This window comes from Massilia endophytica (genome assembly GCF_021165955.1).
GTDB lineage: Bacteria > Pseudomonadota > Gammaproteobacteria > Burkholderiales > Burkholderiaceae_D > Rugamonas > Rugamonas endophytica.
This window is the reverse complement of record NZ_CP088952.1, coordinates 4,026,599-4,051,657: the sequence shown is the minus strand read 5'-3', so window position 1 is coordinate 4,051,657 and position 25,059 is coordinate 4,026,599. Positions and strand designations below refer to the sequence as shown.

Annotated in this window: 20 protein-coding genes and 1 tRNA gene; 9 read left to right on the top strand and 12 right to left on the bottom strand. The window is 65.4% G+C overall.

Going from position 1 to position 25,059, the window contains the following annotated elements; genetic code table 11:
- Positions 1-10: 10 nt before the first annotated feature.
- Both kdgD and LSQ66_RS18550 read right to left on the bottom strand, forming a co-directional pair.
- Positions 11-922 (bottom strand): 5-dehydro-4-deoxyglucarate dehydratase, encoded by a 912-nt coding sequence (kdgD, locus tag LSQ66_RS18555; RefSeq protein ID WP_231766667.1) that lies wholly within the window; start codon positions 920-922, stop codon positions 11-13.
- A 107-nt stretch (positions 923-1,029) separates the two neighbouring features.
- Complete coding sequence (locus LSQ66_RS18550) at positions 1,030-1,767, bottom strand: FadR/GntR family transcriptional regulator (protein ID WP_231766666.1); 738 nt, start codon at positions 1,765-1,767, stop codon at positions 1,030-1,032.
- A 98-nt stretch (positions 1,768-1,865) separates the two neighbouring features.
- Between LSQ66_RS18550 and LSQ66_RS18545 the strand changes: the two genes are divergently transcribed.
- From LSQ66_RS18545 to LSQ66_RS18530, 4 genes are all read left to right on the top strand, one after another.
- A complete protein-coding gene (locus tag LSQ66_RS18545; protein ID WP_231766665.1) occupies positions 1,866-2,645 on the top strand; it encodes a DeoR/GlpR family DNA-binding transcription regulator in 780 nt (259 codons plus the stop codon).
- Positions 2,642-3,799 (top strand): MFS transporter, encoded by a 1,158-nt coding sequence (locus LSQ66_RS18540; RefSeq protein ID WP_231766664.1) that lies wholly within the window; start codon positions 2,642-2,644, stop codon positions 3,797-3,799. Before LSQ66_RS18545 ends, LSQ66_RS18540 begins: the two co-directional genes overlap by 4 nt.
- A 70-nt stretch (positions 3,800-3,869) precedes the next feature.
- The gene (locus LSQ66_RS18535) at positions 3,870-4,520 is read left to right on the top strand and encodes a hypothetical protein (RefSeq protein ID WP_231766663.1); all 651 of its coding nucleotides are present in this window, start codon (positions 3,870-3,872) and stop codon (positions 4,518-4,520) included.
- Positions 4,517-5,227 (top strand): hypothetical protein, encoded by a 711-nt coding sequence (locus LSQ66_RS18530; RefSeq protein WP_231766662.1) that lies wholly within the window; start codon positions 4,517-4,519, stop codon positions 5,225-5,227. Before LSQ66_RS18535 ends, LSQ66_RS18530 begins: the two co-directional genes overlap by 4 nt.
- A gap of 33 nt (positions 5,228-5,260) precedes the next feature.
- Here the strand turns inward: LSQ66_RS18530 and LSQ66_RS18525 are convergent.
- Positions 5,261-5,345 (bottom strand) — tRNA-Leu (locus LSQ66_RS18525).
- A 232-nt stretch (positions 5,346-5,577) separates the two neighbouring features.
- Here LSQ66_RS18525 and LSQ66_RS18520 point away from each other — a divergent pair.
- Positions 5,578-5,997 (top strand): hypothetical protein, encoded by a 420-nt coding sequence (locus LSQ66_RS18520; RefSeq protein ID WP_231766661.1) that lies wholly within the window; start codon positions 5,578-5,580, stop codon positions 5,995-5,997.
- A gap of 54 nt (positions 5,998-6,051) precedes the next feature.
- On the opposite strand, the gene LSQ66_RS18515 is transcribed toward LSQ66_RS18520, so the two are convergent.
- From LSQ66_RS18515 to hutC, 8 genes are all read right to left on the bottom strand, one after another.
- Complete coding sequence (locus LSQ66_RS18515; RefSeq protein WP_231766660.1) at positions 6,052-7,965, bottom strand: AAA family ATPase; 1,914 nt, start codon at positions 7,963-7,965, stop codon at positions 6,052-6,054.
- A 248-nt stretch (positions 7,966-8,213) separates the two neighbouring features.
- On the bottom strand, positions 8,214-8,972 hold the full coding sequence (locus LSQ66_RS18510; protein WP_231766659.1) for a substrate-binding periplasmic protein: 759 nt from the start codon (positions 8,970-8,972) through the stop codon (positions 8,214-8,216).
- Positions 8,973-9,064: 92 nt separating this feature from the next.
- Positions 9,065-10,777: an ArnT family glycosyltransferase gene (locus LSQ66_RS18505; protein WP_231766658.1), complete on the bottom strand. Its 1,713-nt coding sequence runs from the start codon at positions 10,775-10,777 to the stop codon at positions 9,065-9,067.
- Between the two features lie 92 nt (positions 10,778-10,869).
- The gene (locus LSQ66_RS18500; protein ID WP_231766657.1) at positions 10,870-11,139 is read right to left on the bottom strand and encodes a type B 50S ribosomal protein L31; all 270 of its coding nucleotides are present in this window, start codon (positions 11,137-11,139) and stop codon (positions 10,870-10,872) included.
- A 154-nt stretch (positions 11,140-11,293) separates the two neighbouring features.
- Positions 11,294-12,556: a transcription termination factor Rho gene (rho, locus tag LSQ66_RS18495; RefSeq protein WP_231766656.1), complete on the bottom strand. Its 1,263-nt coding sequence runs from the start codon at positions 12,554-12,556 to the stop codon at positions 11,294-11,296.
- Positions 12,557-12,694: 138 nt separating this feature from the next.
- Entirely contained in the window at positions 12,695-13,021 is a 327-nt protein-coding gene (gene trxA, locus LSQ66_RS18490) for a thioredoxin TrxA (protein ID WP_231766655.1), read from the bottom strand.
- A 126-nt stretch (positions 13,022-13,147) separates the two neighbouring features.
- Positions 13,148-17,764 carry a PAS domain S-box protein gene (locus tag LSQ66_RS18485; RefSeq protein ID WP_231766654.1) on the bottom strand — a complete coding sequence of 1,539 codons (4,617 nt, stop codon included), beginning with the start codon at positions 17,762-17,764 and terminating at the stop codon, positions 13,148-13,150.
- Between the two features lie 11 nt (positions 17,765-17,775).
- The gene (hutC, locus tag LSQ66_RS18480; RefSeq protein ID WP_231766653.1) at positions 17,776-18,495 is read right to left on the bottom strand and encodes a histidine utilization repressor; all 720 of its coding nucleotides are present in this window, start codon (positions 18,493-18,495) and stop codon (positions 17,776-17,778) included.
- A 129-nt stretch (positions 18,496-18,624) separates the two neighbouring features.
- On the opposite strand from hutC, the gene ada reads away from it, so the two are divergent.
- Both ada and LSQ66_RS18470 read left to right on the top strand, forming a co-directional pair.
- Entirely contained in the window at positions 18,625-19,683 is a 1,059-nt protein-coding gene (gene ada / locus LSQ66_RS18475; RefSeq protein ID WP_231766652.1) for a bifunctional DNA-binding transcriptional regulator/O6-methylguanine-DNA methyltransferase Ada, read from the top strand.
- Entirely contained in the window at positions 19,680-20,372 is a 693-nt protein-coding gene (locus LSQ66_RS18470) for a 2OG-Fe(II) oxygenase (RefSeq protein ID WP_231766651.1), read from the top strand. The genes ada and LSQ66_RS18470 overlap by 4 nt, the downstream gene beginning before the upstream one ends.
- 505 nt (positions 20,373-20,877) lie before the next feature.
- On the opposite strand, the gene LSQ66_RS18465 is transcribed toward LSQ66_RS18470, so the two are convergent.
- The gene (locus tag LSQ66_RS18465) at positions 20,878-21,516 is read right to left on the bottom strand and encodes a glutathione S-transferase family protein (RefSeq protein ID WP_231766650.1); all 639 of its coding nucleotides are present in this window, start codon (positions 21,514-21,516) and stop codon (positions 20,878-20,880) included.
- A 95-nt stretch (positions 21,517-21,611) separates the two neighbouring features.
- Here LSQ66_RS18465 and LSQ66_RS18460 point away from each other — a divergent pair, with 95 nt between their 5' ends.
- Positions 21,612-23,273 carry an amidohydrolase gene (locus LSQ66_RS18460; RefSeq protein WP_231766649.1) on the top strand — a complete coding sequence of 554 codons (1,662 nt, stop codon included), beginning with the start codon at positions 21,612-21,614 and terminating at the stop codon, positions 23,271-23,273.
- An 81-nt stretch (positions 23,274-23,354) separates the two neighbouring features.
- Positions 23,355-25,058 carry a urocanate hydratase gene (hutU, locus tag LSQ66_RS18455; protein ID WP_231766648.1) on the top strand — a complete coding sequence of 568 codons (1,704 nt, stop codon included), beginning with the start codon at positions 23,355-23,357 and terminating at the stop codon, positions 25,056-25,058.
- Position 25,059: the final 1 nt, after the last annotated feature.

The window sequence follows — 25,059 nt, the reverse complement described above, 5'->3', positions numbered from 1 at the left end:
CGTTGCTCCTTTATTGCGGGCCTTGTGCCTTCATCAGTTTTTCCAGCATCGCCATCTCTTCCTCGGTGAGGTCGGTCAGCGGTGCGCGGACGGGACCTGCATCATAGCCTGCAATCTTCGCGCCTGCTTTAACGATGCTCACCGCGTAGCCGGACTTGCGGTTGCGGATGGCCAGGTAAGGCAGGAAGAATTCGTCCAGCATCTTGTTCTGCGCGGCGTGATCGTTCTTCGCCACGGCGTGGTAGAAGTCCATGGCCAGGCGCGGCATGAAGTTGAACACGGCCGAGGAGTAGACCGGCACGCCCAGCGCCTTGTAGGCGGCGGCGTAGACTTCCGCGGTGGGCAGGCCGCCCAGGTAGCTGAAGCGGTCGCCCATGCGGCGCCAGATGGACACCATCAGTTCGATGTCGCCAATGCCGTCCTTGAAGCCGATCAGGTTCGGGTTGCGGTCGGCCAGCTTCTCCAGCGAGTCCGGGGTCAGGCGGCAGGCGCCGCGGTTGTACACCACCACGCCGAAGTCCACGGATTTGCAGACCTCTTCCACGTGGCGGATCAGGCCATCCTGGCTCGCTTCGGTCAGGTAGTGCGGCAGCAGCAGGATGCCCTGGGCGCCCACGCGCTCGGCTTCCTGGGCGTAGGCGATGGCCTGGCGGGTCGGGCCGCCGGCGCCGGCCAGGATCGGCACCTTGCCGCGGCAGGTGTCCACGGCGGTCTTGATGATGCCGGTGTATTCGTTCGGGGTCAGCGAGAAGAACTCGCCCGTGCCGCCTGCCGCGAACAGGGCGGAGGCGCCGTAGGGAGCCAGCCATTCCAGGCGCTTGGCGTAGGTGTCGGCGCGGAAGTTGCCTTCGGCGTCGAAGTCGGTGACCGGGAAGGACAGCAGGCCGGCGGACAGAATGGATTGAAGTTCTTTAGGTTGCATGTCTTCTCGCTCTCGATAAGAATATGGAAAGAAATCGGTTTCAGAACCGATGTTGTATGACATCGTACAACTATGGGCGGCGCAAAGCAAGCGCTTTCGCGCAGTGCTCAGGCCGAAGCGCCGGTTCCGATGGATTCCTGGGCCTTGCGCAGGCGTTCGCGGCTGTGGGAAAGGTGGGTGCGCATGGCGGCGCGGGCGCCTTCCGCGTCCTGGCGCAGGATGGCCTGGTAGATATCCTCGTGCTCGCGCTGCACGCGCTGCAGGTAGACGGCGGGATCGTCGTGCGCCAGCTGGGCCGAGTTCACCCGCGCGCGGGGAATGATCGTATTGCCCAGGTGGCTGAGGATATCGACGAAGTAGGGGTTGCCGGTGGCCTGGGCGATCAGCAGGTGGAACTGCACATCGGCCTCCACGGTGAGGCCTTCCTTCATGCGCTGCACCACTTCGCCCATCTGGCGCAGCTGCTCTTCGCTCCGGCGCGAGGCGGCCAGCCAGGCCGCTTCCGTTTCCAGCGAAATGCGCAGCTCCAGGATGGCCAGCACATCGCCGATGGTGCGGATGGTGTCGGCCGAGATGCGCAGCTGTGTCGGCGGCTCCAGTACGAAGGTGCCCACGCCATGGCGCGTCTCCACCATGCCCGCCGCCTGCAGCCGCGAGATCGCTTCGCGCACCACGGTGCGGCTCACGCCATGCAGTTCCATGATGACGGACTCGGTCGGCAGCTTCTCGCCGGGTTTGAGCACGCCGTCGCGGATGCTGGTGGTGAACTGCTCCACCACGCCTTCCGCAAGATTGCGATGGCGCTTTTTGGGCAGGGCGATAGGGGTGGCAAGGGAGGCGGTCATTTGCGCATTATAGCAGCGCGTTGTACGACAACCACGTCGATGCACGAATATTCCTGTTCGTGTATGATCGTGTACTCATTAAGCATTGTCAGGCATTCATGACCCTCCCCGAAGAACGCAGGCGCCACATCCTCGATACTCTGGAGCAGGAAGGCCGGGTGCTGGCTGCCGAGCTGGCCACCCGCTTCGCCACGTCCGAGGACACCATCCGGCGCGACCTGCGGGAAATGGACGTGGCCGGTCTGCTGCGGCGCGTGCACGGCGGGGCCGTCAAGCGCCATGGCGGCCCGCCGTCCTTCAGCCAGCGCGAGGCGGCCCAGCAGCCGCGCAAGGCCGCGCTGGGCCGCACCCTGTGCTCCCTCGTGCGGCCGGGCGACGTGGTGCTGGTCGACGCAGGCTCCACCAACCTGGCCATGGTGCGGCAGCTGGACGACGGCCATGCCCAAACCATCGTCACCAACAGCCCGCCCATCGCCATGGCCCTGGCGGACTTCCGCCTGACCCAGGTGGTGCTGCTGGGCGGCACCCTGAACGGCCAGCTGGGCGCCGTGCTGGGCTCGCGCACCCTGGATGAACTGTCCACGATGCATGCCGACCTGTGCATCGTGGGCATGTGCGGCGTGGAAGCGCGGCGCGGCCTGTCCTCCACGCATGCGGACGAAGCCGTGTTCAAGCGCGCCATGCTGGAGCACAGCGGGCGGCGCGCCGCCGCCATCCTGAACGAGCGCCTGGAAGCGCCCGCGCCCTTCCATATCGCCCCCCTCAGCCACCTCGACCACCTGGTGCTCGAACACGACGTGCCGGCGGAGCTGCTGGCCGGCCTGCGCGAGCGCCAGCCCGGTCCCGAATGTCTTCTTGCCGAAAAGGTCCGCCCATGAGCGCCGTGCTTCCCGCCACCACCTCCACCGTGCGCGCCGCGCGCTGGGCCGTGTCCACCGTCTTCTTCCTCAACGGCGCGGGCGTGGGCCTGTGGGCCGCGCATGTGCCCGTGGTGCAGGCGCGCGCGGGCATCGACACCGGGGTGCTGGGGCTGATGCTGCTGACCATCGCGGCGGGCGCCATGTCCGCCATGCCCCTGGCGGGCTGGCTCAGCGCGCGCTGGGGTACGCGCTCCGTCATGCTGTGCTCCGGCCTGGCCTTCGCCGTCATGACGGCCGTATTGACCGCGCTGAGCGCCGTGCCCCTGCTGTTCACCGCCGCCTTCTTCTTCGGCGCCAGCAACGGCATCATGGACGTATCCATGAACGCCAACGCCAGCGAGGTGGAAACGGCGCGCGGCGAGCCCACCATGTCGTCCTTTCACGGCTTCTTCAGCCTGGGCGGGCTTGCAGGCGCCGCGCTGGGCGGCCTGCTGATCGGCCTGGGCTACGGCGACGGCAGCGGCACGCTCGCAACCAGCATGATTACTGTGGCGGGCCTGGCGCTTGTCGCACCCCGCGTGCTGGTCGTGCCGCCCCACACCGGCGCCAGCCATTTCGCCCTGCCGCGCGGTCCCGCGCTCTTCCTGGGGCTGCTGGCCCTGCTGTGCATGGCCGTGGAGGGCGCCCTGGTGGACTGGAGCGCGCTGCTGCTGACCGAGCGCACCGGGGTGGACGCGGCCACGGCCGCCATGGGCTACTCGGCGTTTTCGATTGCCATGGCAGCCTGCCGCTTCGCGGGCGACGGCCTGGTGCTGCGCTTCGGCGCCCAGCGCATGATGGCCGTGGGCGGCCTGGCCATGTTCCTCGGCCTGGCGCTGGCGGCGGCCAGCCCCTGGTTCATTCTGTCCTCGGCAGGCTTTGCCCTGATCGGCCTGGGCGCGGCCAATGTGGTGCCCCTGATCTTCGCGGCGGCAACGCGCCTGCCCGGCATGTCGGCAGGCGGCGGCCTCGCTACGGCCGCCACGGTGGGCTATACAGGTTTGCTGATGGGCCCAGTAGCCATCGGCTGGGTGGCGGCGCACAGCAATATCGCCGTCGCGCTGGGCGGCCTGTCGCTCGCCGGACTGGTGATTGCGTTCAGCACCGGCGCAGTCAAAAAAACTGCACAGTGATCGTTGGTGAGTTTCTGCCTGCGCAAAGTTAGTAAAATGTACTGTCCAAAATCAACAACTGGGGGCATGGATGGACAGGATTGTTTCGTGGGTGGCGGTAGTGGTGCTGGCGTTGGTCAGTTTTTTTCTGTTTCAGCAGGCCAGCAGCGCCAAGGCCGATGCTGCAGCGGCAAGGAAGGAAGTGAAGACGATCGTCAAGGAAGTGGACAGAGTCCGCAAGACCCATGTCGACGCCGGATTACTGAGCCAGGCCCACAAATTCACATTTGCGGCGATTGAAGACTCCTTCTCCAAAGTGGCCCAGGACAAGGGAATGACCTGGCGCGCGGACATCGAGTTCAAATGGAACTACAAATACGAATTCGGTTTTGATATTCCGACCGATTGGCGGTGGAACCTCAAGGAGGTGGAGCCCGGTGTGGTGTCCCTCGATGTGCCTCCGCTTCGCCAGCTCAACACATCCGACGTCGCTGTCACACAGGGAGTCACCATCAACAAGGCCAGCGGGACCCATCTGACCGATATGACTAGACAAGTTCAGAAGGATGCGGAGGAGATCGTCCGCCTGCGCGCAAATTATTACCTGGGTAACGAAACCATCCAGAAGACCGCCAAGGCCGGACTGGCGAGCTTCATCCTCAATATCCTCAATTCGAACACGCCGAAGGACAAGCTGCCGCTGCATAAAGTCATCGTCAATGTTGCGGCGGAGGCATCTTGAGCGCGCTGGCAACGGTGCTGCTGGCGGCCGCACTGCAGGCCCAGACTGGACAGGCCACGGAATGCGGCAACCTCGTCAAAAAACCGTACAACAACACGCCCGAGTTCTTCGCGCCGGACGGCACGCGTGGCGAAGGCATCCAGATATGGATTGACGGGAAAGCGGCCGCCATCCCGGACACGCGGGCCGGCTGCCTTCCCATTCCTCTGCGCCTGAACAATGTGGGCGCGCTGAAGACTCCGGCGAAAGGCCCCTGGCCGGGACAGACGGGGAAGGACAAGAAAGGGCATGCCATCTTTTCCAGCGTCGAAGCGGGCATTGGCGCCTGGGGTATGTGGATTAAGCGCCGCGCCGAAGCCGGACCGCAGACCGCCATGTCGATCATGAGCCTGTATGCGCCGCCCAACGACTGCGTCGGTTCGGTCGGGATCTTCCCGAACTGCCCCTACGGCCCCAACCCCACTGCGGCATACGCGGAAGCGGTGGCGGCAAGCATCGGCAAGGGCAAGGATGACCCATTGCCGCTCGACGGCGCCTGCGGAGACAACCGCCAGGTCCTTTACGCCCTGCTGCAGAGGATTGCGACGGTAGAGATAGGGAACAATTTCTGCGGCGTCCACAAGGGATCCGCAGGCTCGACCTGCGTGATCGATCGCGCCATGTTCGACCGGGCCATGGACAAGGCTTTCACCTGTAAGGCCGGGTAAGTTGGGGGAGGTTTGAGTCAGCGGATGTGCTGATGGTGCCCGAGGCCGGAATCGAACCGGCACGCCTTGCGGCGGGGGATTTTGAGTCCCCTGCGTCTACCAATTTCACCACTCGGGCGCAATGCGAGCCGCATTATCACTGATTTAAGTGGCTCCGGCAACCCTCGAGCCGGACGGGTGGCGGCTCTGCTTGCTTTCCATCCATCCGGGAAGGCGTGCATTCTATCCCGCGTTTTTGGCGTTTTGTCGCTTTCAGGGATCTTCCGAAATTGCCATTTGCTACCTTGTCACTGTCGCCGCACATTACTGAGAGGCGGGGACAAACAGGCAACCACTTGGAGAATCCCATCATGAAGAAGACCTTTATCGCGGCCCTCGCCGTGTTTTCGCTCACCGGCATGGCCACCGCTATCGCCGGCCCGCAATCGCTGCAGGACCCGGCAAAGGCCGGCAGCGTCCAGATCAGCACGACCCAGGCTCCCCGCTACCAGCTCGGCACCAGCGAGTTCCTGGACTATGCCTACACCTACAAGTTCGACAATGGTTCGGTGGTGCGCTTTTCCGAAAAAGCCAACCGCTACTATGCCGAGATGAAGGGGGCAGAACGCACGCGCCTGTATCCCGTGGCGCCGGGCAAGTTCCGCACCGCTGAAGGCGTGGACGTCGCTTTCTCCGACCGCGGTGAAACGGTCGCCGTCACGAACATGCACCTGCTGCCCAACCCGGTTGCCATGCTGCCGGTGGAAGGCGCCGTGATCGCACGCCGCTAAGTTTTCCGCGGCCGTGAAAGAAAAAGGCCCGCCTGGGCAGCGGGCCTTCCTGTCTTACGCTGCCAGGCGCAGCGCTTCAGTGTCCAGGCGCTCTTCCAGCAAGGCGAAGACCTGGTCCTTGGTCAGCACATACTGTTCCATCAGCACGTCCCGCAGGCCTTCCATCACCGTGCGGTAGTCGCCGATCGCCTTCAGCGTATCGCTGTAGAGCTCATCGGCCTTGGCCTCCACCTGCACCAGGGTGTGCTCGCCGCTCATCTCGCTCTTGAACTGGCTGTAGTCCAGCTTCGAGCGCGAGTACATGGACAGGCGGTTCACCATCATGTCCAGCATCGAGGTGGCTTTCTGGATGTCGTTCTGGCTGCCCACGGAGATGCCGCGCGCGCCGTAGAACAGTTCTTCCGCCGCCACGCCGCCGTACAGCTGCATCACGTCGCGCTCCATCTCTTCCAGGGTGCGCAGGGACATGTCGTCGCCTGCGGACAGCACATAGCCCAGCGCATTCAGCTTGGATACCGACTCGGTCGAGATCTTCAGCAGGTGCGACTTTTCCTTCACTTCCGCCAGCGGCAGGCCTTCGCGCAGATAGGGGTCGATCTGCATGAAGAAGTGGCCCAGCTCGTGCAGCGCGATGCGCTCGCGCTGGCGCGTCTTCTCGGCCGTGGTGGCGCGGTCGGTGAGGCCGATGGTGGCGCGCTCGAAGGCGCGGAACATCAGCTCCGTATTGATCACGCTCTTTTCCTGGATCGACAGCAGCGAGGCGCGGTCCACCACCGTTTCCAGCAGCGCGGGGCTGAGGTTGTTGGTGATTTCGGCCACCTGGTTCAGGTCCATGTCGCTCCAGTCCACCAAGCCTTCTTCCTTGCGCTTCAGGAAGGAGCGCAGCAGCTCTTCGCGCTCGGCCTTGTTCGGCAGGCGGAAGTTGATCTTCACGGAGAAGCGGCGCAGCATGGCTTCGTCCATCTGCGAGTTGTTGTCGTCGAAGTTGGAGGCCACCACCCAGATCACGCCCTTGCCTTCGTCGCTCTTCACGCCGTCCAGCAGGCCAAGCAGGGTGTTGGCGGTGTCGTCTTCCCACTTCTTCTCGCCGCGGCCGCGCGGCATGAACAGGGCCTGCGCCTCGTCCAGGAAGATGATGCAGTTGCCGCGCGCGGCCGCCTTGCGGTAGAGCGAGTTCAGGGCCTTGGAGCCGCCGCCGATATAGCCCGACTCCAGCGCCGAACCGGAAGCCTGGATCAGCGGATAGCCCAGGCGCTTGGCCAGGTAGCCCGCCAGCTTGGTCTTGCCGGTGCCTGCGGGGCCGGTCAGCATCACGTTGAAGGGCTTGTCGATATTGTGCTGCTTGTAGACGGCGCGGTTGCGGATCATGTCTTCCAGGTGCAGCACTTCCTGCTTGATGTCTTCCATGCCGATCAGGTCGTCCATCGAGCCTTTCAGCTTGTCCGGCGCAATCACGGAGGCGGACAGGCCCATGCCGGGAATGCCGAACTTGAGCACGAAGAGCAGCAGGGCCACCACGAAGATGTCGAAGGCGTGGCGCTGCACGAAGGAGCTCACGGCCGCGGTGGCGCCGCCGTCATCCTGCAGCACGGCCTTGTGCGAGGCCAGGAAGTCTTCCTTGGCGATGGCATAAGGCACGCCGTTGCGCAGCAGGACTTCGCGCTCCAGGTTGATGTGCGAGGTGCTCGGCACCTTCACCACGTGCAGCTCGGCCGTACCCTTCAGCTTGTAGATATAGCGCGGCGAGTCCGACAGGGGCCGCGCGATCAGCAGGTAGTCCAGCTTGTCGCGTTTCGCAACCAGGGCCGTGATCTCGGCAATATCCTGGGAGCGCACGATGGGGCTGCTGTCCTGCGCGGTCTGGTTGGAGAAGGAGAACCAGGCCACGGCCGCGGCCAGCGCAAGCGCCAGGCCAATGCGGACCCAGGTGTTCTTGAGTGCGAGCTGAAGTTTGTAGAAATTGAACATGGAGCAGACTCAATAAGCCAAACGGTGTCGGTTAAATGTCGGGGAGCGATTGCAGCGCGGCGGTGGGGCGCTGGCAGATCTGTACAGCAGGAGCCGGGGGCGCGGGGCGGGGCGCAGCCGGGAGAATGTTATTGTCGATGCCGAACGGCAACGTAGCGTATATGTGGACTATAACGGCGTCCGCAAGCTTTGTGTTTGATGTCCTGAAGAAAAATCGCCAGCGCGCAACAGCGCAAAACTGCAAGATTTTATTTTTGTTCAGCCCAGTGCTCGTACTTGCGTTCGATGCGCGCGAAGCTGCCGTCGCGGCGCATTGTATCAAGGCTGGCGTTCATGCGCTCGACCATCGCGTCCGGTACGGAAGGGTTGCATGCCAGATAGACCTTTACTTTATAAAAGGTCAGCACGGGCTCGATCTGTCCCTCCAGGTGGAACTGCTGGAGCGCATTGCTGCCGGGACGGATGGAGATGGCCCACAGGTCGATGCGGTTGAGCAGCAGCTTGCGGGGGTTGAGGTGGTCGTTCTGCACCGGGTCCACCTGGAAGCCCTGGGCGCGCAGGAAGTCGTCGCGCGCGTCGCCGTTATAGGTGCCGATGCGCAGGGGCCGGGCGTCCTCCAGGCTGCGCAGCTGGAACTTGCGGTCCGTGCGCCCGACGAAGACCCATTCCGCCTCGTCCGTGGGGCCGACCCACTTGAACAGCTTTTCGCGCTCGGGCGTGCGGGTGGTGGAATAGACGCAGGTGTTGGGATCGCGCTGGGCCATGGTGAAGGCGCGCTTCCAGGGCAGCAGGTCGAGCTTGTACGCCACCCCGCTGCGGCTCAGCATTTCACGGATTTTTTCGGTCTCGCGCCCGGTGATCTCCTCGCCGTTCTTCATGCTCGAAGGCGGCGAATGCTCCGTGGTCACCAGCAGGGCGGGGAAGGCGGCGGGAAGCGGAGGTGCGGCGTGGCCGGGCAGGGCGAAGCCTGCCAGACAGAGCGCTACAGCCGCCAATCCTCTTGCCATCCCGTCCTCTACGATTACGCCAGCTGATCCCGCCGGTTGAAACTAGCATAACAGTACCCTGTCGGGCTCAGCAATGTCAGAGCGGCAAGGTCTTATGGTGCGCGGCGGAAAAGACGGAAACGCTCGTTGCGGTCGGATGCGCGCCGCCCCTCCCACAGCAGGGTCCACTGAGGGCCGGGATGCGCCGCACCAGCGCCGCCCCGGGTACTGTCTTGCAGAAGCAACAGATCGCAGTGGCCGGGCCGCACGCCGTCGAAGCGCAGCTTGCCGTAGAAGGCGAAGGAGGCGCGCTGGGCGGGCCCCGCATTGCTGGCGATGCAGCGCGCATCGGCGGGCACGGCAGCCGCAATCTGGTGCGCCACCGCCGCATAGCTCTTGCTGTAGTTGATGTTGGGCAGGAACAACGTCATGAGCAGAATCCAGATCAGGATCACCCCGCCCGAGGAAAGCACCACGGCGCGCCACAGCACGGAGGGGCGGCGCGATACGCGCCAGTGCACCAGCAGGAACCAGCCCACGGTGGCGAACAGCGCCACGAGGAAGGCCAGCCAGTGGAACTCCGGCACATAGCCGGGAATGAGCTTGAGCACGTTGCGCGCGGGCTGCTTCGGCCAGCCGGTCAGCTGGGCATACCAGAACACCCACAGCACGGCCGCACCCAGGGTCAGCACCATGACGGAGAACCAGTCGATGGCGTTGATGGCGCCGCGCTGCACCGTCAGCAGGCCGAAGGCGGCCATGATGGCCAGGGGCGGCACCAGCAGCAGGAGCTGGGCGTGTTCGGGCGCCGGGTGCAGCAGGAGCAGCAGGCTGGCCATGGCCACGAAGGTGGTGGGCACCACGATGTGCAGCAGGTTGCTCTGGCGGCGCCAGGCCCACACGGCCCACAGGGCGAAGGGCCAGGCAGGCCAGAAGAACCACACGCCATCCTTCAGGAAGGTGGACAGGGACTGGGCGCCCGGCCAGGAAAGCTGGGCCAGGTTCCAGGCCCACCAGGCCGCCAGGGGAGGCTGGCCGTAGGGCTGGAGCAGCCAGGCGGGCAGCAGCCACACCAGGGCCAGGGCCAGGGCTGCCGCCAAGGTCACGGCCAGCTCGCGCAGGGTGCGCGCGGCGGGCAGGGCGAGGAAGCGGCTGCAGATGAAGAGGGCGGCCAGCAGGGCAAGGGGGGCGACCCAGCCGCGCGTGAGGACCATGAGGCCGAGCGCCAGGCCGATCAGGGCGGCATTGCGCAGGGAGGGCTTCTCCATGTAGCGCACGGAGCGGTACAGGCTGAGGGCGAGCAGGGAAGTGAGCAGGGACTCGGAGGTGGTCTCGTGGCTGTGGGCCAGCAGGCCCATGCAGCCGAGATAGATCAGCAGGGCGGCGTCGGCCAGGGTGCGGCCGAAGTCGTCCGGCTCGGGCTGGCCGCCGAAGGCCAGGCGCAGGGGCTGGGCTTCGGGACGGCGGCCCAGGGCGAAAGTGGTGTACCAGAGGGACAGGGCGCCCAGCAGGAAGACGGCCACGGCCGAGAGGTGGCTGGCCATCACGTCGCCCGTCAGCCAGCCGAAGAGCTTGATGCACAGGGCGCCGAACCAGAAGGCGAGCGGGCCTTCCTCGGGGGCGGAGAGCCCGGCGATATTGGGCCAGAGCCAGTCCTGCCAGCTGCCGTGCGCCATGGTCCACATGATGCCGAAGCTGGCGGCGTCGTCGTTCTTCCAGGGTTCGCGTCCGATCAGGCCCGGCAGGATGTAAAGCAGGCCCAGGGCAAACAGGGCCCAGCGCGGCAGGGCGAGAACGGCGGCGGCGGGAAGACGGACAGGCTTCATGCGGAGGAATGCTTATTATTGGAAACTGGGAGTATCAGGCAAAACAATAAAAAAAGGCAGCCGCAGCTGCCTTTTTTTCGTGGCCGGGCTGATTAGCCTGCAGCGACGGCGGTCTTGGAACCGACTTTGCCGAACTTCTGGCGGAATTTTTCCACGCGGCCGGCGGTGTCGACGATCTTGTGCTGGCCAGTAAAGAAGGGGTGGGATTCCGAGGAAACCTCGATCTTCACCAGCGGGTATTCCTTGCCTTCGTAGGTGGCGGATTCACGGGTCTGGATCGTGGAACGGGTCAGGAACTTGAAGTCGCAGGACAGGTCGTGGAACAGGACTTCGCGGTATTCTGGATGGGTATCAGCTTTCATGCGTTTCTCTCAAAGTTTGGTAGCCAAACAGCACTTCGGCGGTCCATATTGCTTCTCGACCCGATTGCTGATCACTTGCCAGGGTTTAAACAGCCGACTAGTTTAGCACAAAAAAAAGCCCCCGCGAAGCGGAGGCCTGTTGCGGTGGCTGTTCTTAGCCGCCGCGGCGCATCATGTCGAAGAACTCGGTGTTGGTCTTCGTGGCGCGCATCTTGTCGAGGATGAACTCCATCGCCTCGATTTCGTCCATCGAGTACAGCAGCTTGCGCAGGATCCAGATCTTCTGCAGCTGGTCCGGCTTGATCAGCAGCTCCTCGCGGCGGGTGCCGGACTTGTTCAGGTTGATCGACGGGTAGACGCGCTTCTCGGCCAGGCGGCGCTCCAGGTGCACCTCCATATTGCCGGTGCCCTTGAATTCCTCATAGATCACGTCGTCCATGCGCGAGCCGGTTTCGATCAGCGCCGTGGCCACGATGGTCAGCGAGCCGCCTTCTTCCACGTTGCGCGCCGCGCCGAAGAAGCGCTTCGGACGCTGCAGGGCGTTGGCGTCCACGCCGCCGGTCAGCACCTTGCCCGAGGCCGGGATCACGGTGTTGTAGGCGCGCGCCAGGCGGGTGATGGAGTCCAGCAGGATCACCACGTCCTTCTTCATTTCGACCAGGCGCTTGGCCTTTTCCATCACCATCTCGGCGACCTGCACGTGGCGGGTGGCCGGTTCGTCGAAGGTGGAGGCCACCACTTCGCCGCGCACCGAGCGCTGCATCTCCGTCACCTCTTCCGGACGTTCGTCGATCAGCAGCACGATCAGGGTCACGTCGGGGTGGTTGGCGGTGATGGCGTGCGCAATGTGCTGCAGCATCACGGACTTGCCGGACTTCGGCGAGGCCACCAGCAGGCCGCGCTGGCCTTTGCCGATGGGGGCGATCAGGTCGATGATGCGGCCGGTGATGTTCTCGGCGCCGTTCATCTCGCGCTCCAGGCGCAGGGGTTCCTGCGGGTGCAGCGGCGTCAGGTTCTCAAACAGGATGCGGTGCTTCGAGGCCTCCGGCGATTCGCCGTTGACCTTGTCTACCTTCACCAGGGCGAAATAGCGTTCGCCGTCCTTCGGGGTGCGCACCTCGCCCTCGATCGAATCGCCCGTGTGCAGGTTGAAGCGGCGGATCTGGGAAGGGGAGATGTAGATATCGTCGGTGGAGGCCATGTAGCTGGCGTCCGGCGAGCGCAGGAAGCCGAAGCCGTCAGGCAGCACTTCGAGGGCGCCGTCGCCGAAGATCTGCTCGCCCGATTTGGCGCGCTTCTTCAGGATGGCGAACATCAGCTCCTGCTTGCGCAGGCGCGCGGCGTTGTCGATATCGAGACCGATGGCCATTTCCAGCAATGCGGAAACGTGTAAGGCCTTGAGTTCAGATAGATGCATAGGTGTTTGAGTGTCCCGGGATGGGAAAGTAAGGTAGGGGAGGGAACTGCGTGGACTTAATTGTCAAAAGGGAAAGGGCTGATGCCTCGATCCCCGGCCAGGCAGGCAGTGCTGCGGGCGCAGCACCGCCAATATAACTCAAATATTGCTGTCAATAAAAGAGGTCAGCTGTCCTTTCGCCATGGCGCCCACTTTTTGTGCCGCAGGAACACCATTTTTGAACAGGATCAGGGTCGGAATGCCACGGATGCCGAATTTGCCCGGCACGGCCTGGTTCGAATCGACGTCCAGCTTGGCGATGGTCAGCTTGCCATCGTATTCCTTGGCCACTTCTTCCAGGATCGGGGCGATGCTCTTGCAAGGGCCGCACCATTCGGCCCAGAAATCGACCAGCACCGGGCGGTCGGCCTTCAGCACGTCCGCTTCAAACGATGCGTCGGTAATGTGTTTGATATTGTCGCTCATCTTGTTTCCTCTTCGAGAGGGTGGGATTAATGTTGCCTGGCACCATGCCATGGGCGTTACATGGAGGCGCCACCGCGTCTTTCAATGCAACAATCATAACCTATTTTCCAGCACCGCGTCCGCGCCTCAGTCCTCGCTCGCGAAAGTGGTGTTGGCCATGATCTGCTCCGTGATGCGGGCCAGCAGGGGCCAGAGGCGGGCCACCAGGGCGCGCGCCATGGCCGCCTCTTCCTCCTGGCTGGAGGCGGGCAGCTTTTCCAGGCGCTGGCACAGGTCGCCCAGGCCCAGGGCGCCCACGGTGCGGGCGGCGGCCTTGACCCGGTGCCCCAGTTCGCGCACCTGCTGGATGTCGCCCGCCTGCAGGGCGTCCTCCATGTCGCTGAAGGCCTGCTCGGTGCTTTGCAGGAACTTGAAGGCGAACTTGCGGATCTTGTCCGGGTGGTAGCCCAGCAGCTGGGCCAGCACCGTCAGGTCGATCACTTCCGGGTCGCCCGCCAGGGTGGGGAAGGCGGCCGCCGTGCGCGGACGGGCCTCGGCGGCGCGCGGCGTGCGCTCGGGCAGCCAGCGGGCGATGGTCTGCACCATGAGCGCGGGCTGGATCGGCTTGGAGATGAAATCGTCCATGCCCGCCTCGATGCAGCGCGCGCGGTCGTCGCTGGTGGCGGTGGCTGTCATGGCCAGCACGCGCTGGTTGGCCAGGCGGGCGTCGTTGCGGATGCGGCGTGTGGCTTCCAGGCCGTCCATCAGCGGCATCTGCACGTCCATCAGCACGCAGTCGAAGCTGGCCTGGCGCAGCAGGTCCAGGGCTTCCACGCCGTTGTTGGCGAGGCAGACCACGCAGCCCGCCTCCTCCAGCATTTCGAGGGCGATCTGCTGGTTGAAGGTGTTGTCCTCCACCAGCAGGATGCGCGCGTCCTGCAGGGTGGCCAGGGCCGCCGTGTTGCGCGCGCTGTCGGCCAGGGCCGCCGCGGCATCGCCCACCTGCTTGATCACGTCCGGCACGGTGCGTTCGGAGATGCCCAGCTGCGCCGTGAACCAGAAGGTGCTGCCCGCGCCGGGGGCGCTGCGCACGCCCACTTCGCCGCCCATCAGCTGCGCCAGCTGCTTGCAGATGGCCAGGCCCAGGCCCGTGCCGCCGTATTCGCGGGTGGTGGACGTGTCGGCCTGCTGGAAGGACTGGAACAGCTTCCCGATCTCGCTTTCCGACAGGCCGATGCCATGGTCGCTCACCTCGAAGCGCACCAGGCAGTGCTGCTCGTCCGATATCACGTTCACCACCCGCACTACGATGCTGCCTTCCTCGCTGAACTTGATGGCGTTGTTGGCATAGTTGATCAGCACCTGGCCGATGCGCAGCGGGTCGCCGCGCAGCACGGCGGGCAGCGTCGGGTCGATGTCGAACTCCATCAGCAGGCCCTTGCCCGCTGCCTTGGGGGCGACCACGGTGGTGAGGGTCTGCATCACGTGGTCCATGGCGAAGTCCAGCTGCTCGATTTCCAGCTTGCCGGCCTCGATCTTCGAGATGTCGAGAATGTCGTCGATGATGCGCAGCAGGTGTTCGCCCGCGAAGCGGATCTTTTCAAGGTAGTCGCGCTGGCGCGGATCGAGCTCGGTCTTCAGCGCCAGGTAGGCCATGCCGATCACGCCGTTCATCGGCGTGCGGATTTCGTGGCTCATATTGGCGAGGAACTGGCCCTTGGCCAGGCTGGCCTCCTCGGCGATCTGCTTGGCCTGGTCGAGCTGTTCGGTGCGCTGGGCCACGCGCTCTTCCAGGTGGTCGTTCAGTTCGCGCAGGGCGCGTTCGGCCTGTTTGCTCTCCGTGATATCGATGGACATGCAGATCAGGTAGGCGGGCGTGCCGTTCTCGTCGAACACAGGCTTTTTGAAGGTGCGCAGGTGGCGCAGCTGCTGCAGCGAAGGGTTCCACAGCGATTCCTCGAAGTCGATGAGGGCGCCGCAGGCAAAGGCCTCCAGGTCGCGCTGGCGGAAGCGCGCCATCTCCTCGGGTGGATGCTTGTGGGCGTAGACGCCGTTCTCCAGGTCCTCGAAGCGGTAGCCGAACTGCTGCTCGCTGGCGGGGTTCATCAGGATCATGCGGCTTTCGGCGTCCTTCAGGAACAGGCCGATGGGCATCATCTTGATGATTTCCTGCAGGCGCTGCTCGCCGCGCCGCACCGCGTCTTCGCTGCGCTTGCGGTAGGTGATGTCGGTGAGGCTGGCCACGGCCATGGTGGCGGCGCCGTATTCGTCGCTCATGGGCTCCGCGTTCACGGAGAGCCAGCACATGCCGCTGTCGGCGGTTTCCACGCCCATGACCACGTCCCGCACCGATTCGCCGCTGTGCAGGGCGCGCCGCACCGGATGTTCTTCGGGGGCGAAGGGACGGCCATCCTCGTGCACGCCGGGCCAGAGAGAGGCCCCGCTGGCAGCCGAATTGCCCAGCATGCGGCTGGCGGCCGCATTGCATTCGAGGACAGTGCCCTCGCCGTTCAGTACCACCAGGCCGTTGGTGACGGCATTGAAGACGGAGGCCATGCGCTGGCTGGAATTGCGCAGCGCCACTTCGGCCAGGCGGCGGTCCGTGATGTCCGTGATCATGGCCAGCGTGCCCGCGTAAGCGCCGTTGTCCGCGTACACCAGGGTGGTGGAGAGCAGGCACCAGAGCGAGGAACGGTCCTTGCGGTAGAAGCGGGCGTCGCCCTGTTCCGCCTGGCCGGGGCGCCGCTGGTGGTGCTGGCGCTTGAGCAGGGCGCGGCTTTCCTCGTCCATGAAATCGCTCATGGGGCGGCCCAGCATGGTCTCGGGCTCGTAGCCCAGCATGCGCGCCATGGTGGGGTTGACAAAGGTGGTGCGGTCTTCCGCATCCGTCATCCAGATGCCTTCGGCCGCCGTCTGCACGATCAGGCGGTAGCGCTCGGAGCTCGTGTGCAGGGCTTCGTCGCTGCGCTGGCGGCGGGTCATGTCGCGCAGGGACACCACGGAGAGCTGCTGGCCTGCCAGCTGGATCGGCGCGATATGCACCATGGCCGGGAAATGCTTGCCGTCGCTGCGGCGCGCCGTCAGCACGCGGCCCGGCAGGCGGGGACGCGAGAACAGCTCGCGCAGCCCGCCCGGCACGCTGCGCATCACGTCCGGCACCAGCAGTTCCATGGAAAGGCCCTTCATCTCCTCCGGCTGGTAGCCGAAGCAGTCGGCGCAGGCGGCGTTCGCATAGCGTACGCGCCCGCTGCTTTCGGCCGCCAGCATGGCGCCGGGCATTGCATCGAGGATGGCGGCCACGCGCGCCTCGTCGGCCTGGCTGCGGTCGGCGATATCGGCCATGGTGCCGCTGATGCGCAGCGGACGGCCTTCGGCGTCGCGCGCGATCACCATGCCGCGCGCCAGCACCCACTTCCAGCTGCCGTCGCGGCAGCGCATGCGGAACTCCCAGAGGAAGTGTTCCTTTTCCGCTTCCGGCGCCTCGACGCGCGCCATTTCCTGCACCAGGCGGGAACGGTCGTCGGGGTGCACGTGGCCCAGCCACTGGCCCACGTCCGCGGGGCGCAATTCGCCATCCGCGTAGCCCAGGATTTCGCCGTAGCGCGGCGAGAGCTTGAGCTCTGTCTTCTGCGGCTGCCAGTCCCACAGCCCTTCGCCCGATCCTTCGAGGGCGAAGCTGGCGAAGCGCTCCGCGTCGTCCAGGCGCTGCTCCGCGCCGCGCAGTGCAAAGGACATGCGGCGCAGGCGCCAGGCGGCGAAGGCCAGCAGCAGCGCACCCAGCGTGCCTGCCGCCAGCCAGACCCACAGCGGGCCGCGCTCGGGCTCTTCGTACAGGAAACCCTGGAGCGGAAAGCCGGAGGGCATCATGCCCAGGGAGGCGTAGGTGTCGGCGATGGCGCGCCAGCGTATGGGACTGCTGCTGCCCAGATCCGCTACGTCCTGCGCCAGCAGGGGCGCGGTCTGCTGGGCCTCGAACATCAGCTGCTCGCGCGTATGGCGGCTGGGGTAGCGAGCCAGGATCAGGTCCACGATCTCGCCGGGATGGGCCATGGCGTAGCGCCAGCCCTTCAGCGTGGCTTCGCGCATGGCGCGCACGCGTTCGGGGTGGCTGCGCAGCTCGTTCTCGGTGGTATACAGCACGTCGCCGTAGAAATCGATGCCGGCCGAGCGGGCGGTCTGCATGTCGAAGCGGAAGCCCGCGCGTTCCAGCACGAAGGGCGCTTCGGTGACGTAGCCCGTCATGGCGTCGACGCGGCCGCCGATCAGGTCTTCATCCAGGTTCGAGTGCGGCAACAGCTTCAGGTCCTGCAGGCGCACGTTCTGCTTGCGCAGGTAGGCGCGGATCTCGTCGTCGCCCAGGGCCAGCATCACGCGGCTGCCGGGGCGCGGCAGCGTGCCGCCGGAGTCGTGCCGGGTGAAGAGGGCCAGAGGCGAATGCTGGAAGATGGGCGCCAGCGCCACCACGGGCTGGCCTTGGGCGCGGCGCAGCAGCAGGCTGCTGTTGCCGGTGCCGTACTGGGCGTGGCCGTCCAGCACCGCCTGCACCGGATCGCTGTCCGGCTCCGCCTCGAGCAGTGTCACGTCGAGGCCCGCGGCGCGGTAGAAGCCCTTGTCCTGGGCGGCGTAATAGCCTGCGAACTGGAACTGGTGCGTCCATTTCAGCTGCACGGCGACCTTGTCGGCCGCAAGGGCCTGCATGTCCCAGGCCAGCAGCGTGAGCGCGGCAAGACGCAGCAGGCGGGGCGGTCGCAGGGCAGTTCCCATATGCCGGAGGCTCAGGAAACGGTGCCGGTGAACTGGTAGCGGTGGCCGGGATGCCACATGGTGGCGATCGAGGCCACCTTGCCGGCAGAACGGGTCTGGCGCTTGAGAACGAGGCAGGGCTGGCGCGCTTCCATTGCCAGCATGTCGGCGATGTCGCGCGGCGCGGCCAGGGCCTCCAGGCTGTAGCTCGCGCCCTGCAGCGGCGCGGCCGCCACAAGGTATTCGTTGGGCGTCTGCTGCGTGAAGTCCTGATCGATGTAGTCGGGTGCGCACAGCGGGTTGACCCAGCGGTCCTCCACCTGGATCGGCACGCCATTCTCGTAATGCACCAGCACCGAGTGGTAGAGGGCATGGCCGGAGGGCAGGTCGAACTGCTTGGCCAGCAGCTCGTTGGCCTTGGCGCGTTCCAGCAGGTGCAGGCGGCTGCGGTGGGCATGGCCGCGTGCGCGCACTTCGTCGGCGATGCTGCGGATCTCCAGCAGGGTGGCCTGGTACTTCTGCGGCGCCACGAAGGTGCCGGAGCCCTGGCGCCGCGTCAGCACCGCCTCGGCGGTCAGTTCGCGCACGGCGCGGTTGACCGTCATGCGCGACACGCCGAACTGCTTGACGAGGGCCTGCTCGGAGGGGATCACATCGCCTTCTTTCCAATGGCCGGCAGCGATCTGCGCGACCAGGAAGTCCTTGATGCGCTGGAAGATAGGGGTGCCGTCTTGTGCTTGCGTTGCGTCCAATGCGTTCTCCGCGGGCGGGGTCTTGCGATTCTAGCATCGCTTTTACCGAATTCAAAAGCAAGAGCCGGAGTGTAGGATGGAGGCTGGCTCCTTACCATGCAGCCATCGACATTCATTTTGGAGCAGAAGATGAGCACCGCCACCTTCCAGACCGACGAGGAACGCTGGGCCGCCGTACAGCAGCGCGACCGCGAGGCAGACGGCCAGTTCTACTATTCGGTACGCACCACCGGCGTGTATTGCCGTCCCTCCTGCGGCGCGCGCCCGGCCCTGCGCGGCAACGTTGCCTTTCATGCCACGACGGCCGATGCCGAAGCGGCAGGCTTCCGTCCCTGCATGCGCTGCAAGCCGGACCAGCCGCCATTGGCCGAGCGCCACGCGGCCATGGTGGCCGAGATGTGCCGCCTGATCGACGCGTCGGAAACGGAGCCGGACCTGGCCAGCTTGGCCGAGGCCAGCGGCATGAGCCGCTTTCACTTCCACCGTATCTTCAAGTCCGTGACGGGAATTACGCCCAAGGCCTACGCCAGCGCGCAGCGCAAGGCGCGCATGCAGCAGCGCCTGGCCAAGGAAGCCACCGTGACGGACGCGATCTATGCGGCGGGCTTCAATTCCAGCGGCCGTTTCTACGCCGAGTCGCAGCAGGCGCTGGGCATGACGCCGTCCGCCTTCCGCGCGGGCGGCAGCGGGGCGGTGATCCGCTTCGCCATTGCGGAGTGTTCGCTGGGCGCCATCCTGGTCGCCAGCACGGACAAGGGCATTTGCGCCATCCTGATGGGCGACGATCCCGAGGAACTGGCGCGCGACCTGCAGGACCGCTTCCCGAAGGCCGAACTGATTGGCGCCGATCCGGACTACGACAAGGTGGTGGCGCGCGTCATCGGCTTCGTCGAGGCGCCCGAGATCGGCCTCGACCTGCCGCTGGACGTGCGCGGCACCGCCTTCCAGCAGCGCGTATGGCAGGCCCTGCGCGAGATCCCGGCAGGCCGCACCGTGAGCTATGCCGAGCTGGCGGACATCGTCGGCGCCCCGAAGGGCGCGCGCGCCGTGGCGGGAGCCTGCGCCGCCAATGCGATTGCGGTGGCGATTCCCTGCCACCGCGTGGTGCGCAACGACGGTTCCATTTCCGGCTACCGCTGGGGCGTCGAGCGCAAGCAGGCCTTGCTCGAACGCGAAAGCTCGAAATGAGCGGGGCGTTCGACTGGGACCGAATCGCCGAAGAACTGGACGCCTTCGGCTGCGCCGTGCTGCGCGGCGTGCTGACGCCGAAGCAGTGCGCTGCGCTGGCGGAAGGGTATGCTGACGCGGATCTGTACCGCAGCCGCGTGGTGATGGAGCGCCATGGCTTCGGACGCGGCGAATACCAGTACTTCCGCTATCCCCTGCCGCCGCTGATCGCCCGGCTGCGCGAGCGCATGTATCCGCCGCTGGCGGAGATCGCCAACCGCTGGTACGAGGCCATGCAGGTGGATGTGCGGTTTCCTGCAACGCACGAGGAATTTCTGGAACGCTGCCACGCGGCGGGCCAGACCCGTCCCACGCCGCTGCTGCTGCAATACAAGGCGGGCGACTACAACTGCCTGCACCAGGACTTGTACGGCGACCACGTGTTTCCCTTGCAGGCCGCCTTCCTGCTGTCACAGCCCGGCGCCGATTTCGAGGGCGGCGAATTCGTGCTGACCGAGCAGCGTCCGCGCATGCAGTCGCGCGCGGAGGTGGTGCCGCTGGAGCAGGGCGACTGCGTGATCTTCCCCGTCTTTCACCGTCCGGTGAACGGCACGCGCGGCGTCTACCGCGTCAACATGCGCCACGGCGTCAGCCGCCTGCGCTCCGGCCAGCGCCACACCCTCGGCATCATCTTCCACGACGCCGCCTGAGTTCAGGGCAGGTCACGCTCCACCCAAATAAGACCAGCGTAAGCCACCAATGATGTGACCAGACCGACGGCGACCGCAAGGACGGCTGCCGTTGGATCGAAGGCAAGAACAGCCACACCCAGCGAAACCCCTCCCGCCAAGGAGGAGGACAGGGTGGTAAACCATAGAGACTTCCGACGAACAGGCTTGCATGAAGATGGTGGCTTTGCGGTGTCCATGATTGATCCTTCACAGAGCAACAATAGCGTGGGCAAGATAGCCGAGCGTAAGTGCGGCCAGTGTTAAGGCGGAAGCAAACAATTTATATCCTGTCGGGGGCCGCCACCTGGGGTCAGCGCCACGCTCAGCCATTGCCGCCAGCAATTGCATTCCGCAGACCCCCGCACACAATATACATCCCCACACCGGCTAGGAAAATGGCGGTTGTTCGAGCATTCTTTGACCGCAGGTGATGAGATCAAAGAGTGCTCGTGCGCTACCGTGCTGGCGATGATCGCTGTCAAGGTCAGGGCAGTTCGCCCGCCGAGTGAGGGTCGATCGAGTAGGGGTGGTGTTCGTCCAGGAAGCCCGGCTGGGCGCGCACGCGGGCGATCCACGCTTGCACGTTCGGATAGTCCTGCAGCGGCAGCCCGGCTTCGTCGGCGCGGTGGGTGTAGGCGAACAGGGACATGTCCGCGATGGTGTAGTCCTCGCCTGCGATGAAGGGCCGCATGGCCAGCTCGCGGTCCAGGATCGACAGGGCCTTGAGGCTGCCGTTGCGGCGCATCTCCACCAGCGTGAGCGGGCGGCGCGCTGCCTTGCCTGTCATCGTCCAGTGCCGCAGCGTGGCGATGGCGCCCACATAGTCCTGCTCGAACGACATCCACTGCTGCACCTTCGCCTGGCCGAACGCATCGGCGGGCAGGTAGCGCGTGCCGTGCGCGAGGAAGGTGAGGATGGCATTCGATTCTGCCAGCACGCGCCCATCCTCAAGGCGGATCGCGGGTACTGCGCCAGCCGGGTTCACCGCAAGGAAGCCAGACTTCTGGCCTTCGCCTTCGAAAATGCTGACGATCTCGGTGTGGTAGGGCATGTCCAGGTGGTTCAGCAGCAGGCGCACCTTGTAGGCATTCTGCGATGGGAGGTAATCGTATACGGTAATCATGAAGGTCTCCAGTCGAAAGGATGATTGGACCAGCCGGTGAAATTCGCTACACTCTGATTCTTGCTTTTGAATCCGACAATCGTGAAAGGCCGACCATGTCCCTCCGCCGCAATCTGCTCGCCGCCGCCTGCCTCGCCTTCGTGGCCCAGGCCCAGGCGGGTACCGTCATCGACAATGCCAATGGCTACACGCTGAACGCGAAGAACCAGCTGGTGAAGTTCTCCTCGCTGGCCTTCGACGACGACGGCCGCATCGTCGCCGTCGGCACGGCCAACGAGGTGGCTGGACGGGCCAAGGGTTTCCGCCATGTGGACGTGCAGGGCCGCACGGTGTTGCCCGGCCTGATCGACGCGCACGGCCACGTGCTGGGCCTGGGCGCCATTGCCACCGAAGCGGACCTCTATACGCCGCCGACCCTGGAAGCGGCCCTGAAGTCGGTGGCGGACTTCGCGAAGAAGAATCCGCAGCGCAGCTGGGTTATGGGCAATGGCTGGAACCAGGAGATCTGGAAGCTGGGCCGCTTCCCCACGGCAGCGGAACTGGACAGCGTGGTGCCGGACCGCCCGGCGCTGATGCAGCGCGTCGACGGCCACGCCATGTGGGTGAACAGCAAGGCGCTGGCGCTGGCCGGTATCACGAAGGACACGAAAGATCCGGCAGGAGGCAAGATCGAACGCGACGCCAGCGGCAACGCCACCGGCATCCTGGTCGACGGCGCCATGGACCTGGTGCGCGCGGTCGTTCCCGCGCCAACCGAGGCGGAGGCGCGCGCTTCCCTGGACGGCGCGCTTGCCGAAATGGCGAAGGTAGGCCTGACCGGCGCCCACGACGCAGGCATCGACGTGGGCACCGACCGCCTGTACCGCGATTACGCAGACCACGGCAAGCTTACCGCCCGCATCTACGCGATGATCGGCGGCGCCGAGGCGGACTTCGACCAGCTGTCGAAGAACGGGCCGATGCAAAGCTATGCCGGCGATCTTTATGCCCTCAGTTCCGTGAAGCTGTATTCGGACGGCGCCCTGGGCAGCCGCGGCGCAGCCCTGATCAAGCCTTACAGCGACGACCCGCACACCCACGGCCTGCTGTTCTACAAGAACGAAGAGATCATGGCCAAGATGGAGAAGGCCATGAAGGCGGGCTACCAGGTCAACGTGCATGCCATCGGCGACGCGGGCAACCGCCAGATCCTGGATGCTTACGCAAAGCTTCTGAAGAAGTATCCGGGCAGCGCCGCGCGCCGCCACCGCATCGAACATGCTCAGGTGGTGGCGCTGGAGGACATCCCGCGCTTCAGGAAGCTGGACATCATCCCCTCCATGCAGCCCACCCATGCCACGTCGGACCAGAACATGGCCGAGCAGCGCGTGGGTTCGCAGCGCATCAAGGGCGCCTACGCCTGGCGCACTTTCCTGAAGCAGGGCTCGCGCATCGCCTGCGGTTCGGACTTCCCCATCGAGTCGCCCAATCCCTTCCAGGGTATCCACGCTGCCGTGACGCGGCAGGACATGGCCAACGTTCCCTCGGGCGGCTGGTACAAGGAGCAGGCGATGACGCTGCAGGAAGCCTTCCGCTGCTTCACGCTGGATGCAGCCTATGCGGCGCGCCAGGAGAAGATGCTCGGCTCCCTGGAGCCGGGCAAATGGGCGGACTTCATCGTGACCGACCGCGATCTCTTCACCGTGCCCGCCTCCGAAATCGGCAAGATCGGCGTTCTTGAAACCTGGGTCGGCGGCAAACAGGTCTACAAAAAATAAGAGTTGACTGGGTTGTATAGACAACTTATCCTGTGACGATCCGCGGGTGCGTCCGGCCCGCCCTTCACATGAGGAGAAGAGATGAGCAGCCAACCGAGCAACGATCCCCGTTTCGACGCCAGCCGCGATATCCGCGCACCGCGTGGTCCTGAGCGCGTCTGCAAGACCTGGGGCGCGGAAGCGGCCTACCGCATGATCCAGAACAATCTGGACAAGGAAGTGGCCGAGAACCCCAAGCACCTCGTGGTGTACGGCGGCATCGGCCGCGCCGCGCGCAACTGGGAGTGCTTTGACCAGATCCTCGCCTCCCTGAAGGAGCTGGAAGCCGACCAGACCTTGCTGATCCAGTCCGGCAAGCCGGTGGGCGTGTTCCAGACGCACGAGGACGCGCCGCGCGTGCTGCTCGCGAACTCCAACCTCGTGCCCAAGTGGGCCAACTGGGAACACTTCAATGAACTGGACCGCAAGGGCCTGTTCATGTACGGCCAGATGACGGCGGGCAGCTGGATCTATATTGGCACCCAGGGCATCGTGCAGGGCACCTACGAAACCTTCGCGGAAGCGGGCCGCCAGCACTTCGGCGGCGACCTCAAAGGGCGCTGGATCCTGACGGCGGGCCTGGGCGGCATGGGCGGCGCGCAGCCGCTGGCCGCAACCATGGCGGGCGCCGTGTCGCTCACCGTCGAATGCCAGCAGAGCAGCATCGATTTCCGCCTGCGCACCCGCTATCTGGACAAACAGGCCGCCAGCATCGACGAGGCGCTGGCCATGGTGCGCGAGCACAAGGAGCGCGGCGAGGCCATCTCCATCGGCCTGCTGGGCAACGCGGCGGACGTGCTGCCGGAGCTGGTGAAGCGCGCCCAGGCCGGCGGCCTGGTGCCGGACCTGGTGACCGACCAGACCTCCGCGCATGACCTGATCAACGGCTACCTGCCGCGCGGCTGGAACGTGGCCGACTGGAAGGCTGCGCAGCAGGACTCCAGCCGCCACACGGAACTGAAGAAGGCCGCCGCCCGCTCCTGCGCGGTGCACGTGCAGGCCATGCTCGACTTCCAGCAGATGGGCGCGAAAGTGGTCGACTACGGCAACAACATCCGCCAGGTGGCCTTCGACGAAGGCGTACGCAATGCCTTCGACTTCCCCGGCTTCGTGCCCGCCTATATCCGCCCGCAGTTCTGCGAAGGGCGCGGCCCCTTCCGCTGGGTGGCCCTGTCCGGCGATCCGGAAGACATTTACAAGACCGACGCCAAGATCAAGGAGCTCTTCCCCCACCACGCCCAGGTTCACCGCTGGCTGGACATGGCGCGCGAGCGCATCGCCTTCCAGGGCCTGCCTGCGCGCATCTGCTGGCTGGGACTGGGCGAGCGCCATATCGCGGGCCTGGCCTTCAACGAGATGGTGCGCAGCGGTGAACTGAAGGCGCCTATCGTGATCGGCCGCGACCACCTGGACACCGGCTCGGTGGCGAGCCCGAACCGCGAAACGGAAAGCATGAAGGACGGCACCGACGCAGTCTCCGACTGGCCGCTGCTGAACGCCCTCCTGAACACGGCGGGCGGCGCCACCTGGGTGTCCCTGCACCACGGCGGCGGCGTTGGCATGGGCTACTCCCAGCACTCGGGCGTGGTGATCGTGGCAGACGGCACTGATGCCGCGGCAAAGCGCCTGGCGCGCGTGCTGGTGAACGACAGCGGCTCGGGCGTGATGCGCCATGCGGATGCCGGTTATGAGAGCGCCGTTGCCTGCGCCAAGCGCAATGGCCTGAACCTCCCAATGATCAAGTGAA